The following is a 23,709-nucleotide window of genomic DNA, read 5'->3' as shown; positions in this document are numbered from 1 at the left end:
GATGACCACCACGGATTCGGTCCGGGCGGCGAACCAGGAGGCCACGTCCGCCTGGAACCGCTACTTCGACGAGGTCGAGCGCTCGATGCACGACTTCGAGGTCGCGCTCGGCCGGCACGACGTGTTCGCCCTCAAGGTCGTCCCCCCGCCCGACGGCCGGCCGCCGGAGGCCTTCCGGCAGCGCTCCGAGGAGCTGCAGCGCTGGGTGACCGAGCTCGAGTTCCGGGCCCGGTTCCTGCGCGAGGAGTTCCGCGCCGAGATCTCCCGGATCCGGCCCACGTTCAACCGGGTCTCGGAGGCCCGCATGGGCTCCACCCTCGACATCAACGGCTGATCACGCTTTTCACGGCACGGCTGTCCTCACGGGCGGCCGTGCCTTCGGCGTTTGGGACCTGCCAGGTCTCGGTGCCCGTCGGTTTCGGTGCTTGAAGGGTTTCGGTGCCTGAGGACGTGGTGGTCGCCCGGGCGGGCCTCCTCACCCGGGCCGGTGGTCGCCCCGGGCCGGTTCGCGCCTCTGACCGCCGTTCACCGGTTCGGCCCGCACCCGGGCGGCCCACCCGAAATCCCCCGTATCCGGACGCGTCCGGCATTGCGCCGCGAATCTCAAGACGGGCTAGTACTTTCGGATGAACGACGTTCACAGGAACGGAGCATCCCTCAAGACCGGCTCAGTCCGCGTCGAAGCCTGGATCTGAGCACGGACTGCTCCCCTCGCGCCACGGACCGGCGCACCAGCCATCTGACGATTGTGCCCGTGAGCTACCGGGAAGGGCGACGTTCACCATGTCCATGCTCGACGACGTGTCGATCACTGCGCTGCACTCCGCACTGGACGGTCTGTCCCAGCGGCAGAAAGCCCTGAGCGACGACATCGCCAACGTCAACACCCCGTACTACCGGGCGCGCTCGGTCAATTTCGAGGGTCAGCTGAAGCAGGCACTGTGGAACGGCGACGACCCGACCCAGGTCGTCACCCCCACCGTCGAGTACTCCGGCGCCGCGGGCAATCTCACCGGCAACAACGTCGACCTGAACCAGGCCACGGTCGACAGCGTCAAGACCGAGATGAGCTACGAGCTGGCGCTGCGCGCCACCGGCGACCGATTCAGCCTGCTGCGTGCGGCGATCAGGAGCAACTGACATGTTTGATTCCCTCGACATCTCCGGCAGCGGCATGTATGTCCACCAGAACTGGATGGACGCCGTCTCGGACAACATCGCGAACGTGAACACGGTGCGTCCCAGCAACGAGGACGCCTTCCAGGCGCGGTACGTCATCGCCCAGGCCGTGGAGAACGGCAGCACCGGAGCGGGCGTGCGGGTCGCCGGCGTGGAACTCGGCGACGCCCAGGGCCGCCTGGTCTACGACCCCGAGCACCCCTACGCCGACGCCCAGGGTTACGTGCGTCAGCCCGACATCGACATGGGCGACCAGATGACCCAGATGGTGATGGCGCAGCGCGGTTACCAGGCGAACACCGCCAACCTCGACCGGGTGCGGGCCGCCTACCAGGCCGCGATCCAGATGGGACGTAGCTGACATGAGCATCGGACCCGTCTCCGCGGTCGGCGCCGCCGACCCCAGCCAGATGATCTCGATCGATCAGCTCTACAGCCAGATGGCTTCCGGGCTGAGCACTTCCGACGTCGGGAGCATCGAGGACATCGCCATCCCCGGCATTTCCGCGGACACCACGGACAATGCCGCGGCCGCTCGGGGCAAGTCGTTCGGCACCATGCTGGGCGAGGGCCTGCAGAGCGTCGAGAACCTCGACACCACTGCCCAGAACAAGGCGATCAGCGCAGCCACCGGCGATCTCGACGACGTTCACGACTACGTGATCGCCTCGGTCGAGGCGCAGACCGCCGTCGAACTCACGACCACGCTCCGGAACAAGGCGCTTGAGTCGTTCCAGCAGATCATGGGGATGCAGCTTTAATGAGTCCTCAGTTCAACGCCAAGACGATCACCACGCGGGCCCGCACCTTTGCCAACGGCTTCACCGCCGGGCAGCGCGCCGTCGTGATCGTGGCGGTCCTCGGCCTGCTGCTGGGGGGATACTTCCTCAGCCGCTATCTCTCGCAGCCGGACTGGACGCCGTTGTACGGCGGCCTGTCCGGTGAGGACGCCAGCGCGATCACCGAACAGCTCGACACCGACGGCGTGCCGTACAAGCTCGCCGACCAGGGGTCGGCGATCCTCGTGCCGAAGGAACAGGTCTACTCCGAGCGGATCAAGCTCGCCGCGGCCGGCCTCGACGGCAGCACCGACAGCAGCAAGGACGGCTGGTCGCTGCTCGACGAGCAGGGCATCACGGCCACCGAGTTCCAGCAGAACGTCGCCTACCAGCGCGCGCTCTCGGGTGAGCTGTCCAAGACCCTCGAGGCCATGGACGGGGTGGAGAACGCGGTCGTGCAGCTCGCCATCCCGGAGCAGAGCGTCTTCACCGACGACGACCAGAACCCCACCGCCTCGGTCCTTCTCAAGCTCCGTACCGGCATGGAGCTGACCGACAGCCAGGTCACCTCGATCACCAACCTGGTCGGCGGCTCGGTCGCGAATCTGAGCCCCGACAAGGTGACGGTCACCGACCAGAGCGGAAACCTGCTCTCCAGCGGCAGCGGCGGCACCGCCGGGGCGGCCAACGACGCCGGCAAGACCGACACGCAGACAGCGGCTTTCGAGAAGCGGATGAACACCGCGGTCGAAGACGTGCTGAACGCCGTGGTCGGGCCGAACAACTCGAAGGTCCAGGTCAACGCGTCACTGAACTTCGACGAGAAGCAGGCGACCAACAAGATCTACACGATGACGACGCCGACCCCGCTCCCGCTGAACGACGCCACCGTGAACGAGCAGTACAACGGCAACGGTGCGGCCGCCGGCGGAACGCTGGGCCAGACCCTGCCGACACCGCTCAGCTCCGCCGGGGGCACCGGCTCCTACCAGCGCACCCAGCAGACCGTGAACAACGCGGTGAACCAGAGCGTGGAGCAGGTCAACTCGGCCCCGGGGAAGGTGGAACGGATGACCGTCGCGGTCGTGCTGAACAGCAAGGTGCAGGCCGCCGGGCTGACCGCCAACACGGCTTCGTCGCTGGTCTCGGCCGCTCTCGGCCTGGACCCCGCCCGCGGTGACAGCGTGCAGGTGAGCCAGCTGCCGTTCGACACCACGGCGGCCGACGCGGCCACCAAGGCCCTGGCCGACCAGGCCAGCGCCGAGCGCACCGCGACCTACCTGAACCTGGCCAAGCAGATCGGCCTGGTGCTCCTGGTGATCATCGCGCTGCTGGTCTTCATGCGCCGTCGCAAGAAGAAGCAGCTCGAGGAGGAAGAGGCCCGGGTCGAGGCCACCGCCTCCGACCTGCCCGACAACATGCTGCTCTCGCCCCAGGCGATCGCCGGCAACCAGCAGCTCGCGCTGGCCCAGGAAGCGGACCTGTCCCGCGACCGCATGCGCGACGAGGTCTCCGCGATGGTCGACAACCAGCCCGACGACGTCGCCGCGATGCTCCAGGGCTGGCTGGCAGATCGGAAGTAGCGACCAATGGCACTCGCAACCGCGAACGAGCCGCTCACCGGTATCCGCAAGGCCGCCATCTTCCTGGTCCAGCTGGGCCAGGAGAAGGCGGCCCGGATCATGGGCCTGCTCCCCGAGGACATCGTCGAGGAGCTCACCGGGGAGATCGTGCGCCTCAAAGAGGTCAGCGCGATCGACGCCGAGGCCGTGCTCTCGGAGGCCCACGACAACCTCGCGGCCCAGTCCGGGTCCCGGGGCGGTATGGACCTCGCCCGTCAGCTGCTGGCGCAGAGCCTCGGCAGCGACCGGGCCGAGGAGATCATGGAGCGCCTCGGCGCCTCCCTGGCCGAGATGCCGTTCGAGGGCATCCGCCGGGCCGACGCCCGGCAGCTGCTCTCGTTCCTCGCCGACGAGCACCCGCAGACCATCGCCCTGGTCCTGGCCCACCTGGCACCGCAGCAGTCCGCGGTGGTGCTGTCCGGCCTGGACCAGAGCCTGCAGGCCAAGGTGGCCTACCGGATCGCCTCGATGGAGCCCGCCAGCCCGGACGTGATCCGTCTGGTGGAGCGGGAACTCGAGCGCCGCATGACCACCGTGCTGGGCCCGCAGGAGATGTCGACCGTGGGTGGTGTGGAGCCCCTGGTGGCCATCATCAACCGCGCCGACCGCTCCACCGAGCGCATGATCCTGGAAGGGCTGGAGACCGTCGACCAGGACCTGGCCGAGACCGTCCGGGCCCAGATGTTCATCTTCGAGGACATCCTCACGCTCGACGACAAGGCGATCCAGCTGGTGCTGCGCAACGTGGAGAGCGGCGACCTGGCCCTGGCCCTCAAGGGCGTCAGCCCGATGGTCAAGGAGAAGATCACCCGCAACCTGTCCGCCCGGGCCGCCGAGAACCTGGTCGAGGAGATCGACCTCCTCGGTGCCGTGCGCATCAAGCAGGTCGAGGAGGCCCAGGCCAAGGTGGTCCAGGAGATCCGGGCCCTCGAGCAGACCGGTCAGATCCTCATCCAGCGCTCCGACGACGACGCGATGGTGGAGTGATGTCGCTGCGCCAGAGCCCGAGCCCGGTCCTCAGCCCGCAGCAGGCCCGCGACTCGGTGCGGCCGGCCAATCTCGACCGGCCGCTGCACCGCACGTCGGTCGACCCGCAGTACGGCGACCCGCGGCTGGAGGAGATGGTCCGCCAGGCCTCCGCCCGGGCCCGCGAGGAGGCCCAGGCCCAGGGGTACCTGGCCGGCTGGGCCCAGGGCCGGCAGGCCGCGGCCGAGGAGAACGTGCTGGCCCGGGCCTCGATGAACGAGGAGAACGCCCGGATCCGCGACGAGGTCACGCAGCAGGTGCACCACCTGCTGCAGTCGATGCGCGACGCGGTGCGGCAGGCCCACGAGGCCACGCTGCCGCAGTGGAAGGAGGTCGCCGACGTGCTCACCGACGGTGCGCTCCAGCTCGCCGCGGCGGCGCTCGGGCGTGAACTGCAGTCGGTGGACGGTCAGGTCGAGCTCGCCGTGCGCTCCGCGCTGCGGCACGTGGGCGCCTCCGACGAGACCGTCGTGCACCTGCACCCGGACGACGCCCGGATGCTCGAGGACGACGCGGTGGAGGGTGTGACGGTCGTACCGGACGCCACACTCTCCCCCGGTGACGTCACCGTGCTCACCCCGACCCAGCGGCTGCGGCAGGACCTGCCCGGTGCGCTGGCGGCCGCCGAGGAGGTGCTGCGCGGGTGAGTTCACCTCTGGCGGAAGAACTCCGCCACCGGCTCGGGGCAGCGGCGCAGGCCGCGACCCCGACCCCGGAGGGACGGGTCGGCGAGGTCGTCGGCCTGGGCATCGGCGTGCTCGGGCTCCAGGCGGCCGTGAACGAACTGCTGACGATCGAGACCTCGGCCGGGCAGCTGCCCGCCCAGGTGATCGCCGTGCACCGGCACGGCGTGACCGCGATGCCGCTCGGCGCCACCGCCGGGGTCGCGGCCGGGAACCCGGTGCGCCGCACCGGTGACCAGCTGCGCATCCCGGCCGGCTACGGCGTCATGAACCGGATCATCGACCCGCTCGGGCGCCCGATGGACGGCAGGCCGAAACCCACGAACGTGGAGATGGTGCCGGTCGAGGCGTCCGCGCCGAACCCGCTGCTGCGCCGCCGGGTGGAGAACGCCCTGCCCACCGGCGTCCGGGCGATCGACACCCTGATCCCGGTCGGGGCCGGGCAGCGCGTCGGCATCATGGCCGGGTCCGGTGTGGGCAAGTCCACGCTGCTCGGCATGGCCGTGCGCGGCACCGTCGCCCCCGTCCGCGTCGTCGCCCTGGTCGGCGAACGTGGCCGTGAGGTGCGGGAGTTCATCGAGGACACGCTCGACGCGGAGGCCCGTTCGCGCACCGTGCTGGTGGTGGCCACCGCCGACGACCCGGCCCTGCTGCGGGTCACGGCGGCGTTCACCGCCACCCGGATCGCGGAGTGGTTCCGCGACCAGGGCGAGGACGTGCTGCTCGTCGTGGACTCGGTCACCCGGACCGCGATGGCCCAGCGCGAGGTCGCCCTGGCCGCCGGCGAACCGCCGGCCACCCGGGGCTACCCGGCCAGCGTCTTCGCCATGCTGCCGCGGCTGCTCGAGCGTTCCGGCCCGGGCCAGCTGGGCTCGATCACGGCGCTCTACACCGTGCTGGTGGAGGGCGACGACCTGCAGGACCCGATCGGTGACACGGTGCGAGGCATCCTCGACGGTCACGTGGTGCTGTCGCGGGACCTGGCCACGGCCGGGCACTTCCCCAGCATCGACGTGCTGGAGTCGGTCTCCCGGGTGGAGCGGGCGATCCTCAGTGAGGAGGACCGGCAACTCGCGCTCACCCTGCGCCGCCTGATGGCGTCGTGGCGGGACGTGCGCGAACTGGTCGAGGTCGGCGCCTACGTGAGCGGCAGTGACCCGGTGGCCGACGCGGCGATCCGGCTGCGCCCGGCGATCGACAACTTCCTGCGTCAGCGCCCGGACGAGGCGATCGGAGTCCAGCAGTCGTGGGCCGAGCTGGCCGGTCTGCTGCAGGTGAGGCGATGAGCAAGAAGGGTTTCCGGCTGGCCACGGTCGAGCGGCTGCGGGAGAAGCGTCTCGAGGAGGCCGCCACGGCTCTGCACGAGGCGCAGTCCGCGGTGCGCGAGATGCAGGCCCGCCGCGACGACCTGCTGGAACGGCTCCGGGCCCAGCGTCACGGTGAGAACACGCCGCACGAGCTGGAACTGGAGTCGGTCTACCGGTTCCGGCTGCGCGGCGACCTGGCCGAGGTGGACCACGAGCTGACCAAGCTCACGATGAAACTGGCCGAACGGCGCGAGGCCTGGCTGCAGGCCCGGGCCGAGGTCCACGCCGTCGCCGCCCTGCACGACCGGTACCGCAAGCAGCGCGCGGAGATGCTGATGCGGGCCGAGCAGAAGGAGATGGACGAACGCGCCGGTTCCGGCCGGCGCATGCCGATCCCGTCGTCCCGTGAGCCCGAAGGGGGCAACTGATGTCCGAAGGACTGAGCGCGGTGCTCAGCCGGATCGGCCAGATCGAGACGCTCATCAACCCGGCGCCGGTCAGTGCGACGAGCAGCAGCACGACCACGTCGGCCAGCACGTCGTCCACCTCGACCACGTCGGACTTCGACGACCTGCTGAGTCTCGTGAACGGGACCGGATCCTCCTCGTCCTCCTCGAGCACCACGTCCACAAGCCTCGCGGACAAGGCCATCTCGATCGCGAAGCAGTACCTGGGCGTGGACTACAAGTGGGGCGGCAACGACCCCGAGACCGGCCTGGACTGCTCCGGTTTCACCAAGCTGGTGTTCGGCCAGCTCGGCATCGAGCTGCCGCGCACCAGCGCCGCCCAGGCCACGGTGGGCACGAAGGTGTCGTCGCTGGCTGCGGCCCAGCCCGGCGACCTGGTGTTCTTCAACTCGCCGGTTTCGCACGTGGGCATCTACCTGGGTGACGGCAAGATGATCGACGCGCCGAAAACCGGTGACGTGGTGCGGATCCGGGACGTCTACGAGACCCCCAGCCAGATCCGCCGGGTGCTCACCGACACCTCGTCCACCTCCTCCTCGTCCGGTTCGGTGGCCGACACCCTGGCCAAACTGACCGGCTCGACCGGCTCGTCCTCCCTCGGATCCACCCCGTACGCCTCGCTCTTCGAGGCCGCGGGGAAGAAGTACGGCCTCGACCCGGCGCTGCTGTCGGCCGTGGCCAAGACGGAGAGCAACTACAACGCCTCGGCGAAGAGCCCCGCGGGTGCGCAGGGACTCATGCAGCTGATGCCGGGCACCGCCAAGGATCTGGGTGTGGACGCGAGCGTCCCGGCCCAGGCGGTCGACGGTGCCGCGCGCTACCTCTCCGACCAGTTGCGCACCTTCGGCCGGGTCGATCTGGCCCTGGCCGCCTACAACGCCGGACCCGGTGCGGTCCGGAAGTACGACGGTGTGCCTCCGTACACCGAAACCGAGAATTACGTCCGACGAGTGCAGAATGCTTGGGGGCAACTGCGATGACCACGTCGACCAGCAACGTGCAGAGCTCGATCGAGGCCCTGCTCAACGAAAAGGGCTCCAGCCCGTTCCAGTTCCGTAGTAACGCCTCGGTCACGGCCGAGCGCGGGATGCAGTTCGAACAGCAGCTCTCCGCGGCCCGGCAACGCTCGGGCAGCGACCGCGCTCTCGACCGGCAGAACGCCGCCGAGCGCGCCGCCCAGGACGCCGCCCGCCGGCGCAGCACCACCGCTCGCGACCGCGCCGACGCGGCCGACGAGAAGGCGGCCGACGCCCGGGCGGCCGATGCCCGCGCCGCCGATCGGAAGGCGGACGAGAAGGCGGCCGACCGGGACGCCCGGGCCGAGGCCATCCGCAAGGGCGGCTCGAACGGGGCCGGGGTCGACCCGGCGGCGGAACAGCGCTACCACACGGCCGACGAGAAGGTCGCCGACATCGGCCGCGAGACCCCGGCCGACGAGGAAGGGCCCGACGACTCGACGGCGGGCCAGGCCGTCCAGATGGACGCCCTGGCCCAGGTTCTCGCGGCGGAGGCCCTGGCGGCGCGGCAGATCGCCCAGGCCCTGGCCGGGGGTGACGCCGACGCCGCGGCCAAGCTGCCGACGGTGACGTCGATCGAGACCACCTCCGGGCCGGACGGCCTGCACACCCGCCTGTCGGTCGAACTGGCCCTGGACGCCCAGACCGGCGCCGCCGGGCCGGCCGGAGCCTCATCCGGCTCGGACGACGCCCTGAACGCACTGCTCACGCAGCTCGCGGGTGACGACAACGAGGTGCTGGCCGGGCTTCTCGGACTGAAGACCGAGGGTTCCGTGGCCGCGGCGGCCGGGGTGAAGGGAACGGCCGACTCCGAGCAGTCGCTGCCCGGCACCACGAAGAACACTCTGCCCGAGGGCGTCTCGATGACCACGGGTCAGACGCCGGCCCAGGGTCCGGGCACCACGTCGGACGCGGTGGCGGCCGAGCTGGCCAAGGCCGCGGCTGCCGGGATGACCCAGACCGGGACCAGTTCCCGGGTTTCCGAGCAGGCCGCCACCGGCGGGCAGTCCACCGACACCGGTGCTCTCCCGGCCACCGACGCCACGAGCGCTGCCACCGGCGCTTCCGCCGGCGCTTCCACCGGCACCGACCCCGCCGCCGTCGCCCCGATGCCCGACCGGATCATGGTCAACGGGCAGTGGATGAACGGGGCCGAGGCCTCGTCCGTCATCGGGGGTGATGCCTCCGGCACGGCCGGGAAGGTCGCCGGGGTGAACGGTGCAGGGGCTTCGGGGGCCTTCGACGCGGAGGCCGACGCCGACGCCCAGTCGCAGGCGCAGGCCGGGGCCACCGCCGGAGCCACCGACGCCCAGGACGCACCGGAGAACACGGGCTCCGCCACGTCACCCGGTGACGGCTTCACCACGCAGCTCGGCCAGGCCCAGCAGACCCAGCAGGCCTCCACCCCGGCCACGGTGAACGGGACCGGTTACAGCACGGCCGCCGCCGAGACCGTGGCCGAGCAGGTCGGTCAGCAGATCGCGGCCCAGCTGCGCACTCTGAAGGAGGGCAGCCACCGGGCCGTGATCCGGCTCTCGCCGGAGGATCTCGGTGACGTGACGGTGACCCTGTCGGTGCACAACGGCGACGTGCGCGTCGACCTGGTCGCCGCCCCGGCCGCCCTGACCCAGCTGCAGGCCGGGCTGAACGACCTGCGCGACCAGATGAACCAGGCCGGGCTGAACCTGGCGGACGTGCAGATGCAGGCCAGTGCCGACACCTCGGCCGGGACCGGCGGCGGCAGCCAGCCGCAGCCGAACTACCAGCCCCGCAGCGACCTTCCGGGCACCGGCGTCCGGAGTTCCGGAACGCCCACCACCACGGCCACGCCGATGACGGGCGCCGCGGCCGGCAACGGCAATCTCGACCTGATGATCTGATCCGCCCGTCCCCCGAAGTCCCCCGAAGGAGGAGTGACGTATGCCGGTCACCGGCAATATCGCCGACATCATCAACAGCAACAACACGGCCACCGACACCTCGACCGTGTCCCGCTCGACGAACAGCACCACGTCGGACAAGGACATGTTCCTGAAACTTCTTCTGGCCCAGATGAAGTACCAGGACCCGATGAACCCCACCGACTCCACCCAGTACCTCTCCCAGATGGCGCAGTTCACCACCGTGGAGAAGCTCGAGGCGATGGTGGACAACACCTCCAGCCTGCTCACGGCCAGCCAGATGCAGTCGTCGCTGGGCATGATCGGCGCCAACGTGGAGTACGGCGTCGGCAGCAAGGCCGGGTCCGGCATCGTCACCGGCATCACCATGGTCGACGGCACGCCGCAGCTGCTGGTCACCCCCAGCACCGGGGCGGCCGCCGTCAAGGTGCCGCTGGGCGACCTGACCAGCGTGAAGATCGGCGGCACGACGACCCCGACGACCCCGGCCGCCGACGACAGCAGTTCTGGCGAAGCTTCCGCCTGATCCCCCGCACCACACCCCCCAAGTTCCGGGCGCACGGAATGCGCCGGATTTCCCCGGCACGGACGCCGACCGCAGTAGTGACCGAACCAGGAGGTCCGGCATGCTCCGCTCACTCTTCTCAGGTATCAGTGGCCTGAAGGCTCACCAGCAGATGATGGACGTGGTGAGCAACAACATCGCCAACGTCAACACCGCCGGTTTCAAGTCCTCGAACATCGTCTTCGAGGACACGCTGAGCCAGCTCCTGCGCGCAGCCGGGGCCTCGACCCAGACCAGCGGTGGTCTCGACCCGACGCAGATCGGCCTCGGTGTGAAACTCGCCGCGGTGCAGCAGAACTTCGCCCAGGGTTCGACCCAGGTCACCAACAAGGCGACCGACATCATGATCAACGGTGACGGCTTCTTCGTGCTCGACGACGGTGGCACGCAGGTGTACTCCCGCGCCGGCGCCTTCACGCTCGACAACGACGGTTACCTGGTCAACCCGAACGGCATGTACGTGCAGGGCTACCAGGCCGTGAACGGTGACATCAGCGCCTACGGCCAGCTCTCGAAGCTGCAGCTGCAGGCCGGCCTGAGCATTCCCGGCTCAGCCACCACCACGGTCAAGGTCGGCGGCAACCTCGACCCGACCGGCACCAAGGAGCTCACGCTCACGCCGACGGTCTACGACCAGGGTGGTGCCGCCTACGCGGTGCCGATCGTGCTGACCCCGAACGACCCGGCCGACGGCACGTACAACATCGAGGTCCGTGACCCCGCCGACAACACCGCCGTGCTGGCCAGCGGCAACGTCGGGTTCAACGACGCCGGTCAGTTCGACGCCGGTTCGTCCACCAACCCGATCGCGTTCACCGTCAACGGCGTCACGATGAACCTGGACCTGACCCAGTTCACCGGTTACGCCGGCCTGAGCGCCCCCGCCACGAAGTCCACGGACGGATACGCGGCGGGCACGCTGAACGAGTTCCAGATCGGCAGCGACGGCATCGTCACCGGTATCTTCAGCAACGGCCAGAAGCAGGCCCTGGGCCAGCTCGCCCTGGCCACGTTCAACAACGTGAGCGGTCTGGAGAAGCAGGGCGACAGCGTCTACCGCGACACCGCCAACTCCGGTCTGGCCGAGATCGGTATCCCCGGTGCCGGTGGCCACGGCCTGATCACCGGTGGTGCGCTGGAGATGTCGAACGTCGACCTGGCGGCCGAGTTCACCAACATGATCATCGCCCAGCGCGGTTTCCAGGCGAACTCCAAGGTGATCACCTCCAGCGACGAGATCCTGCAGGAACTGGTCAACATCAAGAGGTAGTAGCACCGCGACACCGCCGAAGGGGGTCACCAGCCGCGCGATCGCGGCCGGTGACCCTCTCGTGCGTACCCGCGGCGGGCGAACCACTTTCGGCCGATCCCCCGTTCGGCCCCGGGTAGCCGCTCGATCCGGGCGTTTTCGCCCCGACCGGGGCACCATCCGTGAGGCGGCCTGGCTTTCCGTAACCCGGGCGGAGCAGTCTGCCCCCGAACGTCTCAATCCCCCGGCCCTGGTGCCGACCGACTAACCCGAGGCCACTGGACGGCCCGACAACTCCAAGGATGGATCTTCGCGTGATCATTGTGACCCGACTGGGTAACGGGGTGGCCATAGCGGTCAACCCTGACCTGATCGAGCGCGCCGAGGCGACGCCCGACACCGTCATCACCCTGGTGGACGGCCACAAGCTGGTCGTCGAGGAGCCCCTGACCCGGATCGTCGACATGGTCCGCACCTGGCGCGCCTCCGTGGCCGCCGAGGCCATCACCCTGTCCCGGTACGGTGCCGGCACCGCGGACGACGCCGCGGACGTCACGACCGCCGATCGGACCTCGCACGAAACGACTTTCGGCCGGGTTCTGCGCCTGCCGTCACGGGAGGTGTGATTCATGGACGTGGCAACGATTGTCGGCCTCGTCGTGGCGCTGGGCGCCATCTTCGCCTCGATGATCCTCGAGGGCTCCAGCCCGATGGCGATCTTCCTGATCCCACCGATCATGCTGGTGATCGTCGGTACGCTCGGTGCCTGCATGGCCGGCGGCACGATCCCGTCGATGATGACCGGGTTCAAGTGGCTGGTCTACGCGTTCACGGCCAAGCCGGTGAACAACGAGGAGATCGTCGACCCGCTGGTGAAGATGGCCGAGAAGGCCCGCCGTGAGGGACTTCTCTCGCTGGAGTCGGAGATGGACAGCATCGACGACCCGTTCATGCAGCGCGGTCTGCAGATGGCCGTGGACGGCACCGACCCGGACGACCTCTACGACATCCTGATGGCCGAGGTGCGGGCCAAGAAGGCCTCCGCCGCCGTCGGCGCCAGCTTCTGGACCGACGCGGGTGGTTACGCGCCGACCATCGGCATCGTCGGTACCGTCATCGGTCTGATCCACGTGCTCGAGAACCTGAGTGAGCCGGAGAAACTCGGCCACCTCATCGCCGGCGCGTTCGTCGCCACCCTGTGGGGCGTCATGTCGGCCAACGTGATGTTCCTGCCCTGGGGCAAGCGCATCAAGTACCTGGCAGCTCAGGAGGCGGCCAAGATGGAACTGGTGATCGACGGAGTGCTGGCGATCCAGGCCGGCTCGAACCCGCGGGTGGTGGCGACCAAGCTGCGCTCGAAGATGACCCCGACCGGGCCTAACGAAGTGCGAGAGGCTGCCTGATGAGCGGCGGCGGTGGGGGGAAGCGCCGCGGTCATGAGGAAGAGCACGAGGAGCACGAGAACCACGAGCGCTGGCTGGTCAGCTACGCCGACATGATGACGCTGCTGATGGTGCTCTTCATCGTGCTCTTCGCCATCAGCCAGGTGGACTCGCGAAAGTTCGCCGCGCTGAAGAACGGCCTGTCGGTGGGGTTCGGCGCCCCGGTGGAGATCCTCACCGGGGGCGACCAGCTCCTGTCGCCGGGCGGTGGGGTCGCCCCGGACGACCCGAACCTCTCGGGCGCCAACGGGAATCAGCGGCAGAACCCGAACCAGGTGACGGCCGCCCAGGTCAACCCGGAGAAGGTCGCCGAGCTGGTCAAGGCCACCGAGCAGGAGGCCGTGAAGAAAGAGGTCAACAACCTCAAGAAGGCCCAGGAGGAGCTGCAGAAGGCTCTCACCAAGGCCGGCCTGAAGAACGGCGCCACGTTCCGGTTCAACGAACGCGGCCTGGTGGTCACGATCGCGACCGACAACGTGCTGTTCGAGAACGCCAGCGCCACCCTGATGCCGCGGGGCGAGAAGATCCTGCGCACCCTGGGCCCGACCCTTCGCGCCCTGCCCAACAAGCTGAGCGTGGACGGGCACACCAACTCGATCCCGATCCGCACCGCCCAGTTCCGCAACAACTGGGAACTGTCCGGCGAGCGCGCATCCAACGTTCTGGTCTACCTCCGCAACACCGACCAGATTCCCTATCGCCGGATGACTTTCACCGGTTTCGCCGACACCCAGCCGAGACTGCCCGCCGACGACCCGAAGTCGGTGGTGGTCAACCGCCGCGTCGAGATCGTGGTGCTGGCCCAGGTCGACACCTCCTCCGGGCGGGCCGTCGAGGACCTGGGAAACAGTAAGTAGAGCCGTTATTCACGGAAGACCCGACCACGTCACGGACGAACAACACAGAAGGAGACGCACATGGCCAAGGGAGACGAGAAGGAAGGTGAGGAGGCCGCGGGTGGGGGCAGGAAGAAGCTCATCATCATCGCGCTGCCCGTCATCGTCCTGGTGCTCGCCGCCGCCTGGTTCTTCGTACTACGGCCCAAGGACGACAGTTCCGGGGCCGCGAAGGAACTGCCCGCGCCCGTCGCCGGCACCGTCGTGCCTCTCGACTCGATCACGGTGAACCTGGCCAAGGGCCACTTCCTGAAGGTCGGCATCGCACTGCAGCCGACCAAGGACGTGGCCGAGGCACCCGACGGGTCGAAGGCCCTCGACCAGGTGATCAACGTGTTCAGCAACATGACCATCGACCAGCTGAGCAGCACCGAGGGCAAGGACGCGGCGAAGAAGGAACTCGTCGCCCGGGTCAAGCTCGCCTATCTCCCGGAGGGGGACCCCACCGAGGAGGAGATCACCAAGGCGAACGAGGAGGTCAGCGGGGGCAAGGTGCACGAGACCGACGACCTGACCGCGGCCCAGGCGGAGAAGCGCGTCTCGCAGCTGACGGTACAGCCCGAGGTGTACGACGTGTACTTCACCGAGTTCGTCATGCAGTAGAACGGCACGGCAGTGGGGCAGTCGGACGATTCCGGCTGTCCTTTCTGCGTTTACGGCGCGTCGGCCAGCAGCACGACCTTGCCGGTGACCGTGCGGGACTCGGCCAGGGTCAGGGCCTCGGCGGCCCGCGAGAGCGGGAAGGTGGCGGCGATCTGCGGCTCGATGACGCCGTCGGCGAGCAGGCCGAGCACCTGGGTGAGGTCTTCGGAGAGCTTGGCGCGGAACGCCCTCGGGCTGAGACGGCGGCCGGCCCAGAAGTTGTAGAAGTGCGCACCCCGGCCGTTGGGCGCGTAGTTCCAGGCCGCCAGCCGTGCGAAGAGTTTCAGCACCGGCAGCTGCGAGTTGCCCTCGTCGTCCTTGGTGGCCGCACTGCCGTAGGAGACGAGCGTGCCGCCGCCCCGCAGCAGGCTCCACGACTGGGTCAGGGCCTCGCCGCCGACGTGGTCGAACACCGCGTCCACCCCGTCGGGGGCGAGTTCCCTGATGCGGTCGTACATCTGCGGGTCGCGGTAGTCGACGGGCGTGGCGCCGAGGGCCCGCACGTGCTCGTGGTGACGCGGTGAGGCGGTGCCGATCACGGTGATCCCGGCGTGCCGGGCGAGCTGCACCAGCGTGGTGCCGACCCCACCGTTGGCGCCGAGCACCACGATCGTGCCGCCCGCCCGCACCCGGGCCACGCGGTGCAGCATCTGCCAGGCGGTGATGCCGTTGACCACCACCGTCTCGACCGCGGCGAGGTCGAGGCCGTCGGCCACCGGCACCAGGTCGGCCGCGTCCATCAGCAGGTGGGAGGCCCAGCCCCCGGTCTTGGTGACCGCCGCGGCCCGCCGCCCGATCCACGACGCCTCGACGTCCGGGCCCACCGCCACGACCGTGCCGACCACGTCGTAGCCCGGCACGAACGGGAAGGACGGCTGGTCGTAGTACTTGCCACGGCGCATCTGCTGCTCGGCGAACGAGACCCCGGAGGCCTCCATCCGCAGCACCACCTGCCCGGCGCCGGGTGCCTCCAGCTCACGGCTGCGGACCTGCAGGCCGGCGGGTTCGACCAGGCCGGGGAGCACGATCTCGGTGGCGTTCATGTCAGGTCTCCTCGTGTCGTTCGTGCGGGCGGTTCCTCCTCACAAAGACTTACACACGTTGCCTAACGATGACAACCTTACGGTCGTTAGTTTTGAGATGTACTCTCTGAACCATGCGGAAAGAGCAGGTCAGGGCGAGGAACCGGCGTGGTGAGGGGGCGCGGCTACGCGAAGAGATCGTGGAGGCGGCCGTCGAACTGATGGACGCGTCGGGGGACGGCCGCGGGGTGACGTTGCGGTCGGTGGCCCGCCGGGTGGGGATCGCGGCCCCGTCGATCTACCCGCACTTCCCCGACCGGGAGGCCGTGCTGCTCGCAGTGGTGCACCGGAGCTTCGCCCAGCTCGAGGCGGACCTGCTCGCCGCCCGGGGGCCCTCCGGGCCGCGGCACCGCCTGGAAGCGGTCTGCACGGCCTACCTGGACTTCGCGGCCGGCCACCCGGAGCGCTACCGCACGATGTTCGGCGGCGGGGGCGATCCGGCCGGGGTGACAGGCACTCTGCGTCGGTGCCTCGAGGACTGCGGGGCCCCCGACCCCGCGGTGGACGCCGTCGCGCTCTGGCTCGGCCTGCACGGACTGGCCCATCAGCGAGCGGTACTGCCGCACTTCCGGTGGCCCGCCGGGATCACGTCCGATCTTGTTCGCACGCTGGCCCGGCTCACTGGTTAAAGGACCCGGCCCCTCTCACCGATGGTCCTTTCGTGGGCTACTCCGATCAGGCGACCAGCACAGGCAGACGCCCACGGGCAGGTGCTCGAACCTATGACTTCCGCCGGCCGGTGCGCCTGGCGCGGGAGGATGCCCACCTGCTGAAGGTCGCGATGCAGACCTTCGGCCGGCAGGGCACCACCGTGCTGACGACCAGTCTTCGGGCAGTCAGTGTCCTCAGCCTCATTCAGGTCGAGGAGATGAGTTACGACGAGTATCTCTCCGGCCTGCCCGAGGCGAACGTCTGTGCTGTCATGTCGCTGGAACCGTTGCAGGGCAAGGCTTTGATGAGTCTCGACCTGAGCACTCTGATGGTCATGATCGACCATCTGCTGGGTGGCAGTGGGCTCGACGAGCAACCCGAGCGCCAGCTGACCGACATCGAGCAGACGCTCGTGCGGCATCTCCTGGGCCGTGCGCTGCGTGAACTCGCGTACGCCATGGAGCCGATCGCGGTCACCCGTCCGCAGCTGCTGACGCTCGAGAGCAACGCCCAGTTCGTGCAGGCCGCCGCGGCCACCGACCCGGTGATCGTGGCGCGCATGCAGCTGGCCGTGGGTGAGCGGATCAGCACGATGGACCTGTGCATGCCGTACGCGATGCTGCAGCCGGCCCTCGAGCAGGCGACCCGGGCGCAGGACCGCGGCGAGAAGCAGAAGCAGCGATCCGCCGCGGCCGCCAAGACCACTCAGCGTCTCAACGACGTGGAGGTGGACGTGTCGATCCGCTTCGACCCGATCCGGATGAGCTCGTCGCAGATCGGCCGGCTGGCCGTCGGTGACGTGATCGGACTCGGGCACCGCACCTCCAAGCCTCTGGAGGTGACCTCGGCCGCATCCACCTTCGGGTACGCGATCCCGGGCGCCTCCGGGAAGCAGCTGGCGGCTCTGATCGTGGACCCCGGCGAACAGTAGGACGCAATAGGGAGTACGAACGACACCCGGGCATCCTCCGAAAGCCTTGTGAGGATCCATCACCCGGACAGCTCAATCAGCGCAGGGATGCGGCCGAGAAAAGCATGGAAGCCACCTCGACTCACTGACTCACGCACACCGAGGACCCCTCATGTCTTTCTCCGCCTCACCCCTGGTTCCCGAGCAGCGCAGTGGCGACGCCGGCAACCGGGACGCCGCGGCCCAGGCCGCCATCGGGGCCGTGCGGGAAGCCCTGCCGCAGATACCGTCCGCGTCGCCGCTCACCATCGGCGACCCGATCCCGGACCCGGGCCAGGCCACCCTGCCCTCTCCGGCCGGGGCGGCCATCACGGCATTCCTCTCCGGCGGTATCGAGGGCAAGGTGCTCCTGGTCGTCGGCCAGGAACTGGTCGACGCCCTGGCCGGCACCCCGTTCGGCTCACTCGAGCCGGCGCAGGCCCTCAAGCCCGCGCTCGACTCGATCGCCACCTCACTGGGTGGACGACTCGACGGTGACCCCACCGCCACCCCGGTCGAGGACTGCCTCGACGTGCTCACCGGTGGCACCACGGTGATCCTGCCGCTGTCCGGCCCGGACGGCGCCGTCACCGCGGTCGTCGGTCTCTCGATCACGCAGATGGCGCCGCCCGCGGCGTCAGTGCCGCAGCAGCGCGGTCCCGGCCAGCCCGCCGCGGGCAACAACAGCTGGGGCATCGAGATGCTGCGCGACGTCGAGATGGAGGTGACATGCGAGCTCGGCCGGACCCGGATGACGGTGCGCCAGCTGCTCGCGCTCGCCCCCGGTGACGTCGTGGAACTCGACCGCCTCGCCGGATCCCCGGCCGACCTCCTGGTCAACGGCACGCTCCTGGCCCGCGGCGAGGTCGTCGTGGTGGACGAGAGCTTCGGCCTGCGCATCACCGAGATCGTCACCCGGGACGCGACATGATCGGCGGCGACCTGGACATGCTGGGTCGCGTCGTCGGCGGCCTGATCGTGGTGCTGGTGTCGATCGCCCTGGTCGCGCGGATCGCGCGCAAGGCCGGCGGCGAGAACGGTGGCAGCGGCCTGAAGATCGTCGAGCGGATCGGGCTGTCCCGCGAGGCCAACCTGGCCGTCGTCGAGATCTCCGACCGCAAGCTGCTTCTCGGCGTCACCTCGCAGGGGGTGACCATGCTGGCCGACATCGACTCCTCCACGCCGGAGGGTTCAGCGCAGCTCGCCGAGGCGGTCGCCTCGCGGCGCTCCCGCCGCTCGCGCACGGGCCGCCCGGCTTCCGGGGGTTTCGTGTCGATGCTCGGGGCGAGCCTGCGTCAACAGCTCGGTCTGAGCAGGACTGAGGACGACGTGGAGCCTTCGCGCTCCTCCCGCCGGTCCGCGAAGCGTGGCCGTCGCAAGGCGGATTCGCGCGCTGCCGCCCGGGCCGCGCACGGCGTCACCGTGCCGACCGTGGTGCCCAGCCGGGTTCCCAGCTCGGTGAGTGCCCCGGAGAACATCGATCTCGACGAGCTGAACGAGACCGAGGACGCCGCCGCGGTTCTGGCCTCGATGTTCGGCCAGGAAGCACCCGCCCCGGTCCGGACGACCGAGAACGCCCAGTCGTCGCAGTGGTTCGAGGAGACGGCTTCCACGGACAGCGCCGACGAGCCGACGAACGACGTGATCGAGCTCGAGCCGGCCCCGGTCTCGGTGGCCGAGCGGCTGCTGGAATCGGCACCCGAGTCGACCTACGAGCCCAGTTACGAGCCCACTTCCGCTTCCTTCGCCGAGAGCGCCGCTCCGGTCGAGCCTTCGGCCCCGGTCGACGCGCTGCTCATCGATGTCCGCGACACCGTCGACCCGACGCCCCCGGTGACCCGGGAGACCGAGGCGACCGGAACGTCCACCATCGACCTCGACCGACCCACCCGGCCCTCGGGCCGACGGGCGGCCGGCCCCCCGCAGGACGCGACGCCGCGCACCCGCGCCCAGAACCGGGCATCCCTGCGCGACGCCCCGGCCGACGACGTGCCCACCCCGCTGCCCGGCACCCTGAACGTGGACGAGTTCCCCGACCTGGCCACCGCTCTGCGGGCCGCCGGTCGCACCGCCGCGGACCGGGAGACGGTCACGAACACCCCTGATTCCGTTCCGGTTCCGGCCCAGCGCCGGGGCGAGGACCTGGACCCGCGGCCCTCGATGGCCCCGGCTCAGGCCCAGCCGACCGCTCAGGCGGCGCCTCCGGTTCCGCAGCCCCCGTTCCGGCCCCGCGACCAGCGTCCGGCTCCGGTTTCCGGTTCCGGCCCGCGGCGCGCCGCCCGGTCGGAGAGCCTGAGCGAGCGAACCGCTCGTCAGGTGGCCGAGTTCCAGGCCGAGGCCTACCCGGCCCGCGCCGCACAGAACCGCGCTCCCGAGACGCTTCCGGCGCAGACCCGTCCGGCCGGTCGTCGTCAGGCCGGTCCTGCGCAGGGGCGGCACCCGGCCCAGCCGCCGCGGCAGATCCAGCCGCAGCGCCCGCCCCAGCCCCGGCGTGAGAACCAGGCCCGGCGTGAGAACCAGGCCCGGCGCAACAACCCGGCGAAGCCCGGCAACCCGGCGCAGGCCGGCAACCCGGCGCAGGCCGGCAACGAGCCCGGCCGGGACCTGCGGCCGCAGCGTCCGGCCCCGGCCCGCCGCACCGCCTCGGTGGCCGCGACACCGCCGCCCACCCCGGCCCGGCGCGCCCAGTCGGTGCTGCCGAACCAGACTCGAGCCCAGGCGCAGGGACGCGCCTCCCAGACTCCGGCCCAGCCGTCCGGCCGCCGGTCTCAGCAGCAGGACCCGCAGGTCAACGGATCGGTGCTGTCGCCCAGGACGTGGCGACAGGGAGTGGACGCGCTGCGTGATCTGACCGTCCGGCGGGGGTGACCATGAACGGCCATTCCTCCCTCCGGAAGGGCCTGCGCGCTCCGCACCGGCTGCTCGCCGGGCTGCTGCTCGGCCTCGCGTTCTGCCTCCTGCAGATCGCCGGTCCGGGTTCCGCGGCCCAGGCCAGTGTGGCCGCACCCGTTGCGGTGAGCCAGGTCTCGACGCTCGGCGCTCCGGTTCTCGCCGCCAACCCCGTCCTCGCCGCCAACCCCGTCCTCGCCACCAACCTGGACAACACCAACGACAGCAGCGACGTCTCGGTCAGCGTGCCGGGACAGCGCAGCCAGGTCATCTCCATCATCCTGATGGTGACCCTGATCGGCGTGGCACCCTCGGTGCTGCTGCTGTGCACGTCGTTCACCAAGCTGGTCGTCGTCCTCTCCCTGACCCGCCAGGCTCTGGGCACGCCCTCGGTCCCGCCGAACCAGGTGCTGGTCGGGCTCGCGCTCTTCCTGTCGCTGTTCATCATGGGGCCGACCGCCGACGCCATCAACGAGGCCGCCATCCAGCCCTACTCCAAGGGCGACATGACGGTCACCGAGGCCTACCGGGCCGGCAGCGAGCCGCTGCGCGAGTTCATGCTGAAGCACACCCGCGACGAGGAACTGGCCCTGATGACCAGGGCCGCCGACCTGCCCAACCCGGAGAACCGGGAGTCGGTCGAACTCCGCACGCTGATCCCGGCGTTCGTGCTCAGCGAGCTGCGCGGCGCGTTCATCATCGGGTTCGTGATCTTCATACCGTTCCTGGTCATCGACATCGTGGTCAGCGCGATCCTGATGTCGCTGGGTATGGTCATGCTGCCTCCCGCGCTCGTCTCCCTTCCCTTCAAACTGCTGCTCTTCGTGCTGGTCGACGGCTGGTCGCTGATCGTCACCACGTTGATAGGCAGCTACCGCTAGCGCTTTTCCCCTTTAGGAGGCCCGCATGGAAGACTCGATCATCCAGATCGTGGCGGCCGCACTGATGACCGCGACCAAGGTGGCCGGCCCGGTGCTGTTCGCCACCCTGGCCATCGGACTGGTGCTGTCGATCATCCAGTCGGCCACCCAGATCCAGGAACAGACACTGACCTTCGTGCCCAAGCTGGTGGTCACCGCCGTCGTGCTGGTGCTCACCGGAACCTGGTGCCTGAAGACGCTGGAGGGCTTCACCAAGGAGCTCTTCAACATGGTGCCGACCCTCCTCAACAGCTGAAATCCCCCACGTGGACCTGACCTTCGCCTCGCTCACCCTCTCCGGGTACCTGCTGGCCCTCGGCCGCACGGTGGGCTTCATCATGGTGTCCCCGCCGTTCAACACCCGGGCCATCCCCTCGCAGGTCCGGGCCGGCACCGCGATCGCCCTGGCGGTCCCGATGTCGACCTGGACCATCGCCGAGGCGCCCGAGCTGGGCTCCGGGGCGATGATCGGGCAGATGCTGCTGCAGATGCTGCTCGGCGTGGCGCTCGGCCTGTTCGTGCTGATGGCCGTGGCCGCGATCCAGGCGATCGGTGACCTCATCGACCTGGCCGGTGGTTTCAGCATCTCGCAGACCCTCGACCCGCTGTCGATGGTGACCAGCTCGGTGATGGGACGCCTGCACCAGCTCATGGCCATCACTCTGCTGTTCGTCACCGACGGGCACCTGGTGATCCTGCGCGGTCTCTCGCGTACGTTCGAGGTGACCGCGATGGCCCGGATGGATCTCGGCGAGGTGGCCGAGGCCCTGCTGAAAATGCTTTCCACGATGTTCCTCTCGGCCATCCAGATCACCGCGCCGATCCTGGCCGCCCTGCTGATCGCCGACGTCGCGCTGGGTCTGCTCACCCGTGCGGCCCCCGCCCTGAACGCCTTCGCCCTGGCCTTCCCGCTGAAGATCGTGCTCAGCCTGTTCCTGATCGGCCTGATCCTGGTGCAGATCCCGGGCACGCTCGAGAACTTCGTCAACACCGCCGGGGTGACCATGATCCGCCTGGTCGGGGGGTGAGGGTGAACCGTGGCCGGTGACAAGGACGGCAAGACAGAGAAGCCGACAGCCAAGAAGATCAAGGACGCCCGCAAGGACGGGCAGTTCCCCCGCACCCAGGACTTCGGCACCTGGGCGTCGATCGCGGTGGCGATGGCCGTGATGCCGATCAGCGTGCACCTGACCAACGAGCGGCTGCGCGAGATGCTCGCGAAACTTCCCTCGGTGGTGAACGATCCGAGCCTCGAGCGGGCCTACCAGGTCATGAACATGATCCCGATGACCGTGCTGGTCGGCGCCGCGCCGATGGTGCTGGCCTCGATGCTCACCGGCACGATCGCGATCGCCGCCCAGGGTGTCTACCCGAGCACCAAGGCGATGCAGCCGAAGTTCAGCCGGCTCAACCCGCTGCAGGGCGTCAAGCGGATGTTCGGGCTGCGCGCGGCCTGGGAGGCGCTGAAGGCGCTGCTCAAGGTCAGCGTGCTGGCCGTGGTGGTGTACATGATCGGCAAGAACATGATCCCGCAACTCATTGCGGGAGGCACACTTCCGCTGATGGGCACGGTGGAGCGCACCGGCGCCGGGATCCGGCAGATGGTGTTCGCCGCGGCCGGGGCGGGCCTGGTGCTGGCCATGGCCGACTACTTCTACCAGCGTCACGAAGTCATGAAGCAGCTCATGATGACGCCCAAGGACATCAAGGACGAGTACAAGCAGCAGGAGGGCGACCCGATGCTGAAGGGGGCCATCCGCCAGAAGCAGATGGCGATGGCCCGCAACCGGATGATGGCCGAGGTGCCCACCGCCAACGTCATCCTCACCAACCCGACGCACCTGTCGATCGCCCTGAAGTACGAGCAGGGCAAGGGCGCGCCCAAGGTGGTGGCCAAGGGATCCGGCACGGTGGCCATGGCGATCCGGGAGATGGCGCGCGAGAACCGCGTCCCCATTGTGGAGGACAAGCCGCTCGCCCGAGCACTTTTCCGGGTCTGCGAGGTCGGCGAGGAGATCCCGGCCGAGCTCTACATGGCGGTCGCCCGGATCCTCGCCTTCGTGATGGCCGCAGGCAAGCCGGGTCGCAACGCCGCGACCCGGAAACCGCCCACCAAGACGACGGTTCCGGACGTCCTGCCCACCCGGTCACAACTGTCCGCAAGGCGCCGCCGCGAACTCAGCGAGGCCCGTCACCGGGCCCGCTGAGGGGTTCTTAGTCACCGAAAACGGTCACCAGGGCCTAAATTCAGTCGTCCGTCCGGAGATCTTCTCGAGACACGCCGCACGTAATCCCACCTGTGTAATTACACAGCTACCTAGAGTCGCCGATCGACCGGATCGCTATGGATCCTGGCACTCAGGTAGCGGGGGCGCCTCAATGCACGTCTTGTTCAGGAACAGTACGAGCCCGGACGGGGGGCCGCTTTTCGGCGGCCGTACCCG

Annotated in this window: 26 protein-coding genes; 25 read left to right on the top strand and 1 reads right to left on the bottom strand. The window is 69.4% G+C overall.

Annotation, left to right across the window (positions count from 1 at the left end; genetic code table 11):
* Position 1 precedes the first annotated feature (1 nt).
* The 17 genes from J2S57_RS11330 (at position 2) to J2S57_RS11250 (ending at position 14,735) form a co-directional block, all read left to right on the top strand.
* Complete coding sequence (locus J2S57_RS11330; protein WP_307241372.1) at positions 2-334, top strand: hypothetical protein; 333 nt, start codon at positions 2-4, stop codon at positions 332-334.
* Between the two features lie 449 nt (positions 335-783).
* Positions 784-1,140 (top strand): flagellar basal body rod protein FlgB, encoded by a 357-nt coding sequence (locus J2S57_RS11325; RefSeq protein WP_307241370.1) that lies wholly within the window; start codon positions 784-786, stop codon positions 1,138-1,140.
* 1 nt (position 1,141) lies between these two features.
* The gene (gene flgC / locus J2S57_RS11320; protein ID WP_307241368.1) at positions 1,142-1,540 is read left to right on the top strand and encodes a flagellar basal body rod protein FlgC; all 399 of its coding nucleotides are present in this window, start codon (positions 1,142-1,144) and stop codon (positions 1,538-1,540) included.
* Between the two features lies 1 nt (position 1,541).
* Positions 1,542-1,940: a flagellar hook-basal body complex protein FliE gene (gene fliE, locus J2S57_RS11315; protein ID WP_307241366.1), complete on the top strand. Its 399-nt coding sequence runs from the start codon at positions 1,542-1,544 to the stop codon at positions 1,938-1,940.
* Positions 1,940-3,541: a flagellar basal-body MS-ring/collar protein FliF gene (fliF, locus tag J2S57_RS11310; protein ID WP_307241364.1), complete on the top strand. Its 1,602-nt coding sequence runs from the start codon at positions 1,940-1,942 to the stop codon at positions 3,539-3,541. The genes fliE and fliF overlap by 1 nt, the downstream gene beginning before the upstream one ends.
* Before the next feature lie 6 nt (positions 3,542-3,547).
* Positions 3,548-4,567 (top strand): flagellar motor switch protein FliG, encoded by a 1,020-nt coding sequence (gene fliG, locus J2S57_RS11305; RefSeq protein ID WP_307241362.1) that lies wholly within the window; start codon positions 3,548-3,550, stop codon positions 4,565-4,567.
* The gene (locus J2S57_RS11300) at positions 4,567-5,253 is read left to right on the top strand and encodes a FliH/SctL family protein (protein ID WP_307241359.1); all 687 of its coding nucleotides are present in this window, start codon (positions 4,567-4,569) and stop codon (positions 5,251-5,253) included. Before fliG ends, J2S57_RS11300 begins: the two co-directional genes overlap by 1 nt.
* Entirely contained in the window at positions 5,250-6,575 is a 1,326-nt protein-coding gene (locus J2S57_RS11295) for a FliI/YscN family ATPase (protein ID WP_307241356.1), read from the top strand. The genes J2S57_RS11300 and J2S57_RS11295 overlap by 4 nt, the downstream gene beginning before the upstream one ends.
* Complete coding sequence (locus J2S57_RS11290; protein WP_307241354.1) at positions 6,572-7,024, top strand: flagellar export protein FliJ; 453 nt, start codon at positions 6,572-6,574, stop codon at positions 7,022-7,024. Before J2S57_RS11295 ends, J2S57_RS11290 begins: the two co-directional genes overlap by 4 nt.
* Entirely contained in the window at positions 7,024-8,043 is a 1,020-nt protein-coding gene (locus J2S57_RS11285) for an NlpC/P60 family protein (RefSeq protein ID WP_307241352.1), read from the top strand. Before J2S57_RS11290 ends, J2S57_RS11285 begins: the two co-directional genes overlap by 1 nt.
* Complete coding sequence (locus J2S57_RS11280) at positions 8,040-9,959, top strand: flagellar hook-length control protein FliK (protein WP_307241350.1); 1,920 nt, start codon at positions 8,040-8,042, stop codon at positions 9,957-9,959. Before J2S57_RS11285 ends, J2S57_RS11280 begins: the two co-directional genes overlap by 4 nt.
* A 40-nt stretch (positions 9,960-9,999) precedes the next feature.
* Positions 10,000-10,506 (top strand): flagellar hook assembly protein FlgD, encoded by a 507-nt coding sequence (locus tag J2S57_RS11275; protein ID WP_307241348.1) that lies wholly within the window; start codon positions 10,000-10,002, stop codon positions 10,504-10,506.
* Positions 10,507-10,606: 100 nt separating this feature from the next.
* A complete protein-coding gene (locus tag J2S57_RS11270) occupies positions 10,607-11,815 on the top strand; it encodes a flagellar hook protein FlgE (RefSeq protein WP_307241346.1) in 1,209 nt (402 codons plus the stop codon).
* Between the two features lie 293 nt (positions 11,816-12,108).
* Positions 12,109-12,420 carry a flagellar FlbD family protein gene (locus tag J2S57_RS11265; protein ID WP_307241344.1) on the top strand — a complete coding sequence of 104 codons (312 nt, stop codon included), beginning with the start codon at positions 12,109-12,111 and terminating at the stop codon, positions 12,418-12,420.
* A gap of 3 nt (positions 12,421-12,423) precedes the next feature.
* On the top strand, positions 12,424-13,197 hold the full coding sequence (locus tag J2S57_RS11260; protein WP_307241341.1) for a flagellar motor protein: 774 nt from the start codon (positions 12,424-12,426) through the stop codon (positions 13,195-13,197).
* Positions 13,197-14,093 carry an OmpA/MotB family protein gene (locus J2S57_RS11255; RefSeq protein ID WP_307241339.1) on the top strand — a complete coding sequence of 299 codons (897 nt, stop codon included), beginning with the start codon at positions 13,197-13,199 and terminating at the stop codon, positions 14,091-14,093. The genes J2S57_RS11260 and J2S57_RS11255 overlap by 1 nt, the downstream gene beginning before the upstream one ends.
* A 60-nt stretch (positions 14,094-14,153) precedes the next feature.
* Positions 14,154-14,735, top strand: a complete 582-nt coding sequence (locus tag J2S57_RS11250) for a flagellar basal body-associated FliL family protein (protein ID WP_307241337.1) — start codon at positions 14,154-14,156, stop codon at positions 14,733-14,735.
* 50 nt (positions 14,736-14,785) lie between these two features.
* Here J2S57_RS11250 and J2S57_RS11245 read toward each other — a convergent pair whose 3' ends face one another.
* Positions 14,786-15,817 (bottom strand): medium chain dehydrogenase/reductase family protein, encoded by a 1,032-nt coding sequence (locus tag J2S57_RS11245; protein WP_307241334.1) that lies wholly within the window; start codon positions 15,815-15,817, stop codon positions 14,786-14,788.
* Between the two features lie 113 nt (positions 15,818-15,930).
* Here J2S57_RS11245 and J2S57_RS11240 point away from each other — a divergent pair, with 113 nt between their 5' ends.
* The 8 genes from J2S57_RS11240 (at position 15,931) to J2S57_RS11205 (ending at position 23,472) form a co-directional block, all read left to right on the top strand.
* Complete coding sequence (locus tag J2S57_RS11240) at positions 15,931-16,485, top strand: TetR/AcrR family transcriptional regulator (protein ID WP_307241331.1); 555 nt, start codon at positions 15,931-15,933, stop codon at positions 16,483-16,485.
* 110 nt (positions 16,486-16,595) lie between these two features.
* Positions 16,596-17,438, top strand: a complete 843-nt coding sequence (locus J2S57_RS11235; protein WP_503129171.1) for a flagellar motor switch protein FliM — start codon at positions 16,596-16,598, stop codon at positions 17,436-17,438.
* A 151-nt stretch (positions 17,439-17,589) separates the two neighbouring features.
* Positions 17,590-18,387 (top strand): flagellar motor switch protein FliN, encoded by a 798-nt coding sequence (fliN, locus tag J2S57_RS11230; protein WP_307241327.1) that lies wholly within the window; start codon positions 17,590-17,592, stop codon positions 18,385-18,387.
* On the top strand, positions 18,384-20,324 hold the full coding sequence (locus J2S57_RS11225) for a FliO/MopB family protein (RefSeq protein ID WP_307241325.1): 1,941 nt from the start codon (positions 18,384-18,386) through the stop codon (positions 20,322-20,324). Before fliN ends, J2S57_RS11225 begins: the two co-directional genes overlap by 4 nt.
* 2 nt (positions 20,325-20,326) lie before the next feature.
* The gene (gene fliP / locus J2S57_RS11220) at positions 20,327-21,226 is read left to right on the top strand and encodes a flagellar type III secretion system pore protein FliP (RefSeq protein WP_307241324.1); all 900 of its coding nucleotides are present in this window, start codon (positions 20,327-20,329) and stop codon (positions 21,224-21,226) included.
* A gap of 25 nt (positions 21,227-21,251) precedes the next feature.
* Positions 21,252-21,521 (top strand): flagellar biosynthetic protein FliQ, encoded by a 270-nt coding sequence (locus J2S57_RS11215; RefSeq protein ID WP_307241321.1) that lies wholly within the window; start codon positions 21,252-21,254, stop codon positions 21,519-21,521.
* 10 nt (positions 21,522-21,531) lie between these two features.
* A complete protein-coding gene (locus tag J2S57_RS11210) occupies positions 21,532-22,293 on the top strand; it encodes a flagellar biosynthetic protein FliR (protein ID WP_307241319.1) in 762 nt (253 codons plus the stop codon).
* Between the two features lie 9 nt (positions 22,294-22,302).
* Positions 22,303-23,472: an EscU/YscU/HrcU family type III secretion system export apparatus switch protein gene (locus tag J2S57_RS11205; protein ID WP_307241317.1), complete on the top strand. Its 1,170-nt coding sequence runs from the start codon at positions 22,303-22,305 to the stop codon at positions 23,470-23,472.
* The last annotated feature ends 237 nt before the right edge of the window (positions 23,473-23,709 follow it).

It is taken from the genome of Kineosporia succinea, assembly GCF_030811555.1.
Lineage (GTDB): Bacteria > Actinomycetota > Actinomycetes > Actinomycetales > Kineosporiaceae > Kineosporia > Kineosporia succinea.
Note: the sequence above shows the minus strand (reverse complement) of the source record. Positions and strands in the feature narration are given on the sequence as shown.

Coding starts and splice junctions, on each gene's coding strand:
- J2S57_RS11330 (WP_307241372.1), top strand. CDS start 2: ATGACCACCACGGATTCGGTCCGGGCGGCGAACCAGGAGGCCACGTCC.
- J2S57_RS11325 (WP_307241370.1), top strand. CDS start 784: ATGTCCATGCTCGACGACGTGTCGATCACTGCGCTGCACTCCGCACTG.
- flgC (WP_307241368.1), top strand. CDS start 1,142: ATGTTTGATTCCCTCGACATCTCCGGCAGCGGCATGTATGTCCACCAG.
- fliE (WP_307241366.1), top strand. CDS start 1,542: ATGAGCATCGGACCCGTCTCCGCGGTCGGCGCCGCCGACCCCAGCCAG.
- fliF (WP_307241364.1), top strand. CDS start 1,940: ATGAGTCCTCAGTTCAACGCCAAGACGATCACCACGCGGGCCCGCACC.
- fliG (WP_307241362.1), top strand. CDS start 3,548: ATGGCACTCGCAACCGCGAACGAGCCGCTCACCGGTATCCGCAAGGCC.
- J2S57_RS11300 (WP_307241359.1), top strand. CDS start 4,567: ATGTCGCTGCGCCAGAGCCCGAGCCCGGTCCTCAGCCCGCAGCAGGCC.
- J2S57_RS11290 (WP_307241354.1), top strand. CDS start 6,572: ATGAGCAAGAAGGGTTTCCGGCTGGCCACGGTCGAGCGGCTGCGGGAG.
- J2S57_RS11285 (WP_307241352.1), top strand. CDS start 7,024: ATGTCCGAAGGACTGAGCGCGGTGCTCAGCCGGATCGGCCAGATCGAG.
- J2S57_RS11280 (WP_307241350.1), top strand. CDS start 8,040: ATGACCACGTCGACCAGCAACGTGCAGAGCTCGATCGAGGCCCTGCTC.
- J2S57_RS11275 (WP_307241348.1), top strand. CDS start 10,000: ATGCCGGTCACCGGCAATATCGCCGACATCATCAACAGCAACAACACG.
- J2S57_RS11270 (WP_307241346.1), top strand. CDS start 10,607: ATGCTCCGCTCACTCTTCTCAGGTATCAGTGGCCTGAAGGCTCACCAG.
- J2S57_RS11260 (WP_307241341.1), top strand. CDS start 12,424: ATGGACGTGGCAACGATTGTCGGCCTCGTCGTGGCGCTGGGCGCCATC.
- J2S57_RS11255 (WP_307241339.1), top strand. CDS start 13,197: ATGAGCGGCGGCGGTGGGGGGAAGCGCCGCGGTCATGAGGAAGAGCAC.
- J2S57_RS11250 (WP_307241337.1), top strand. CDS start 14,154: ATGGCCAAGGGAGACGAGAAGGAAGGTGAGGAGGCCGCGGGTGGGGGC.
- J2S57_RS11245 (WP_307241334.1), bottom strand. CDS start 15,817: ATGAACGCCACCGAGATCGTGCTCCCCGGCCTGGTCGAACCCGCCGGC.
- J2S57_RS11240 (WP_307241331.1), top strand. CDS start 15,931: ATGCGGAAAGAGCAGGTCAGGGCGAGGAACCGGCGTGGTGAGGGGGCG.
- fliN (WP_307241327.1), top strand. CDS start 17,590: ATGTCTTTCTCCGCCTCACCCCTGGTTCCCGAGCAGCGCAGTGGCGAC.
- J2S57_RS11225 (WP_307241325.1), top strand. CDS start 18,384: ATGATCGGCGGCGACCTGGACATGCTGGGTCGCGTCGTCGGCGGCCTG.
- fliP (WP_307241324.1), top strand. CDS start 20,327: ATGAACGGCCATTCCTCCCTCCGGAAGGGCCTGCGCGCTCCGCACCGG.
- J2S57_RS11215 (WP_307241321.1), top strand. CDS start 21,252: ATGGAAGACTCGATCATCCAGATCGTGGCGGCCGCACTGATGACCGCG.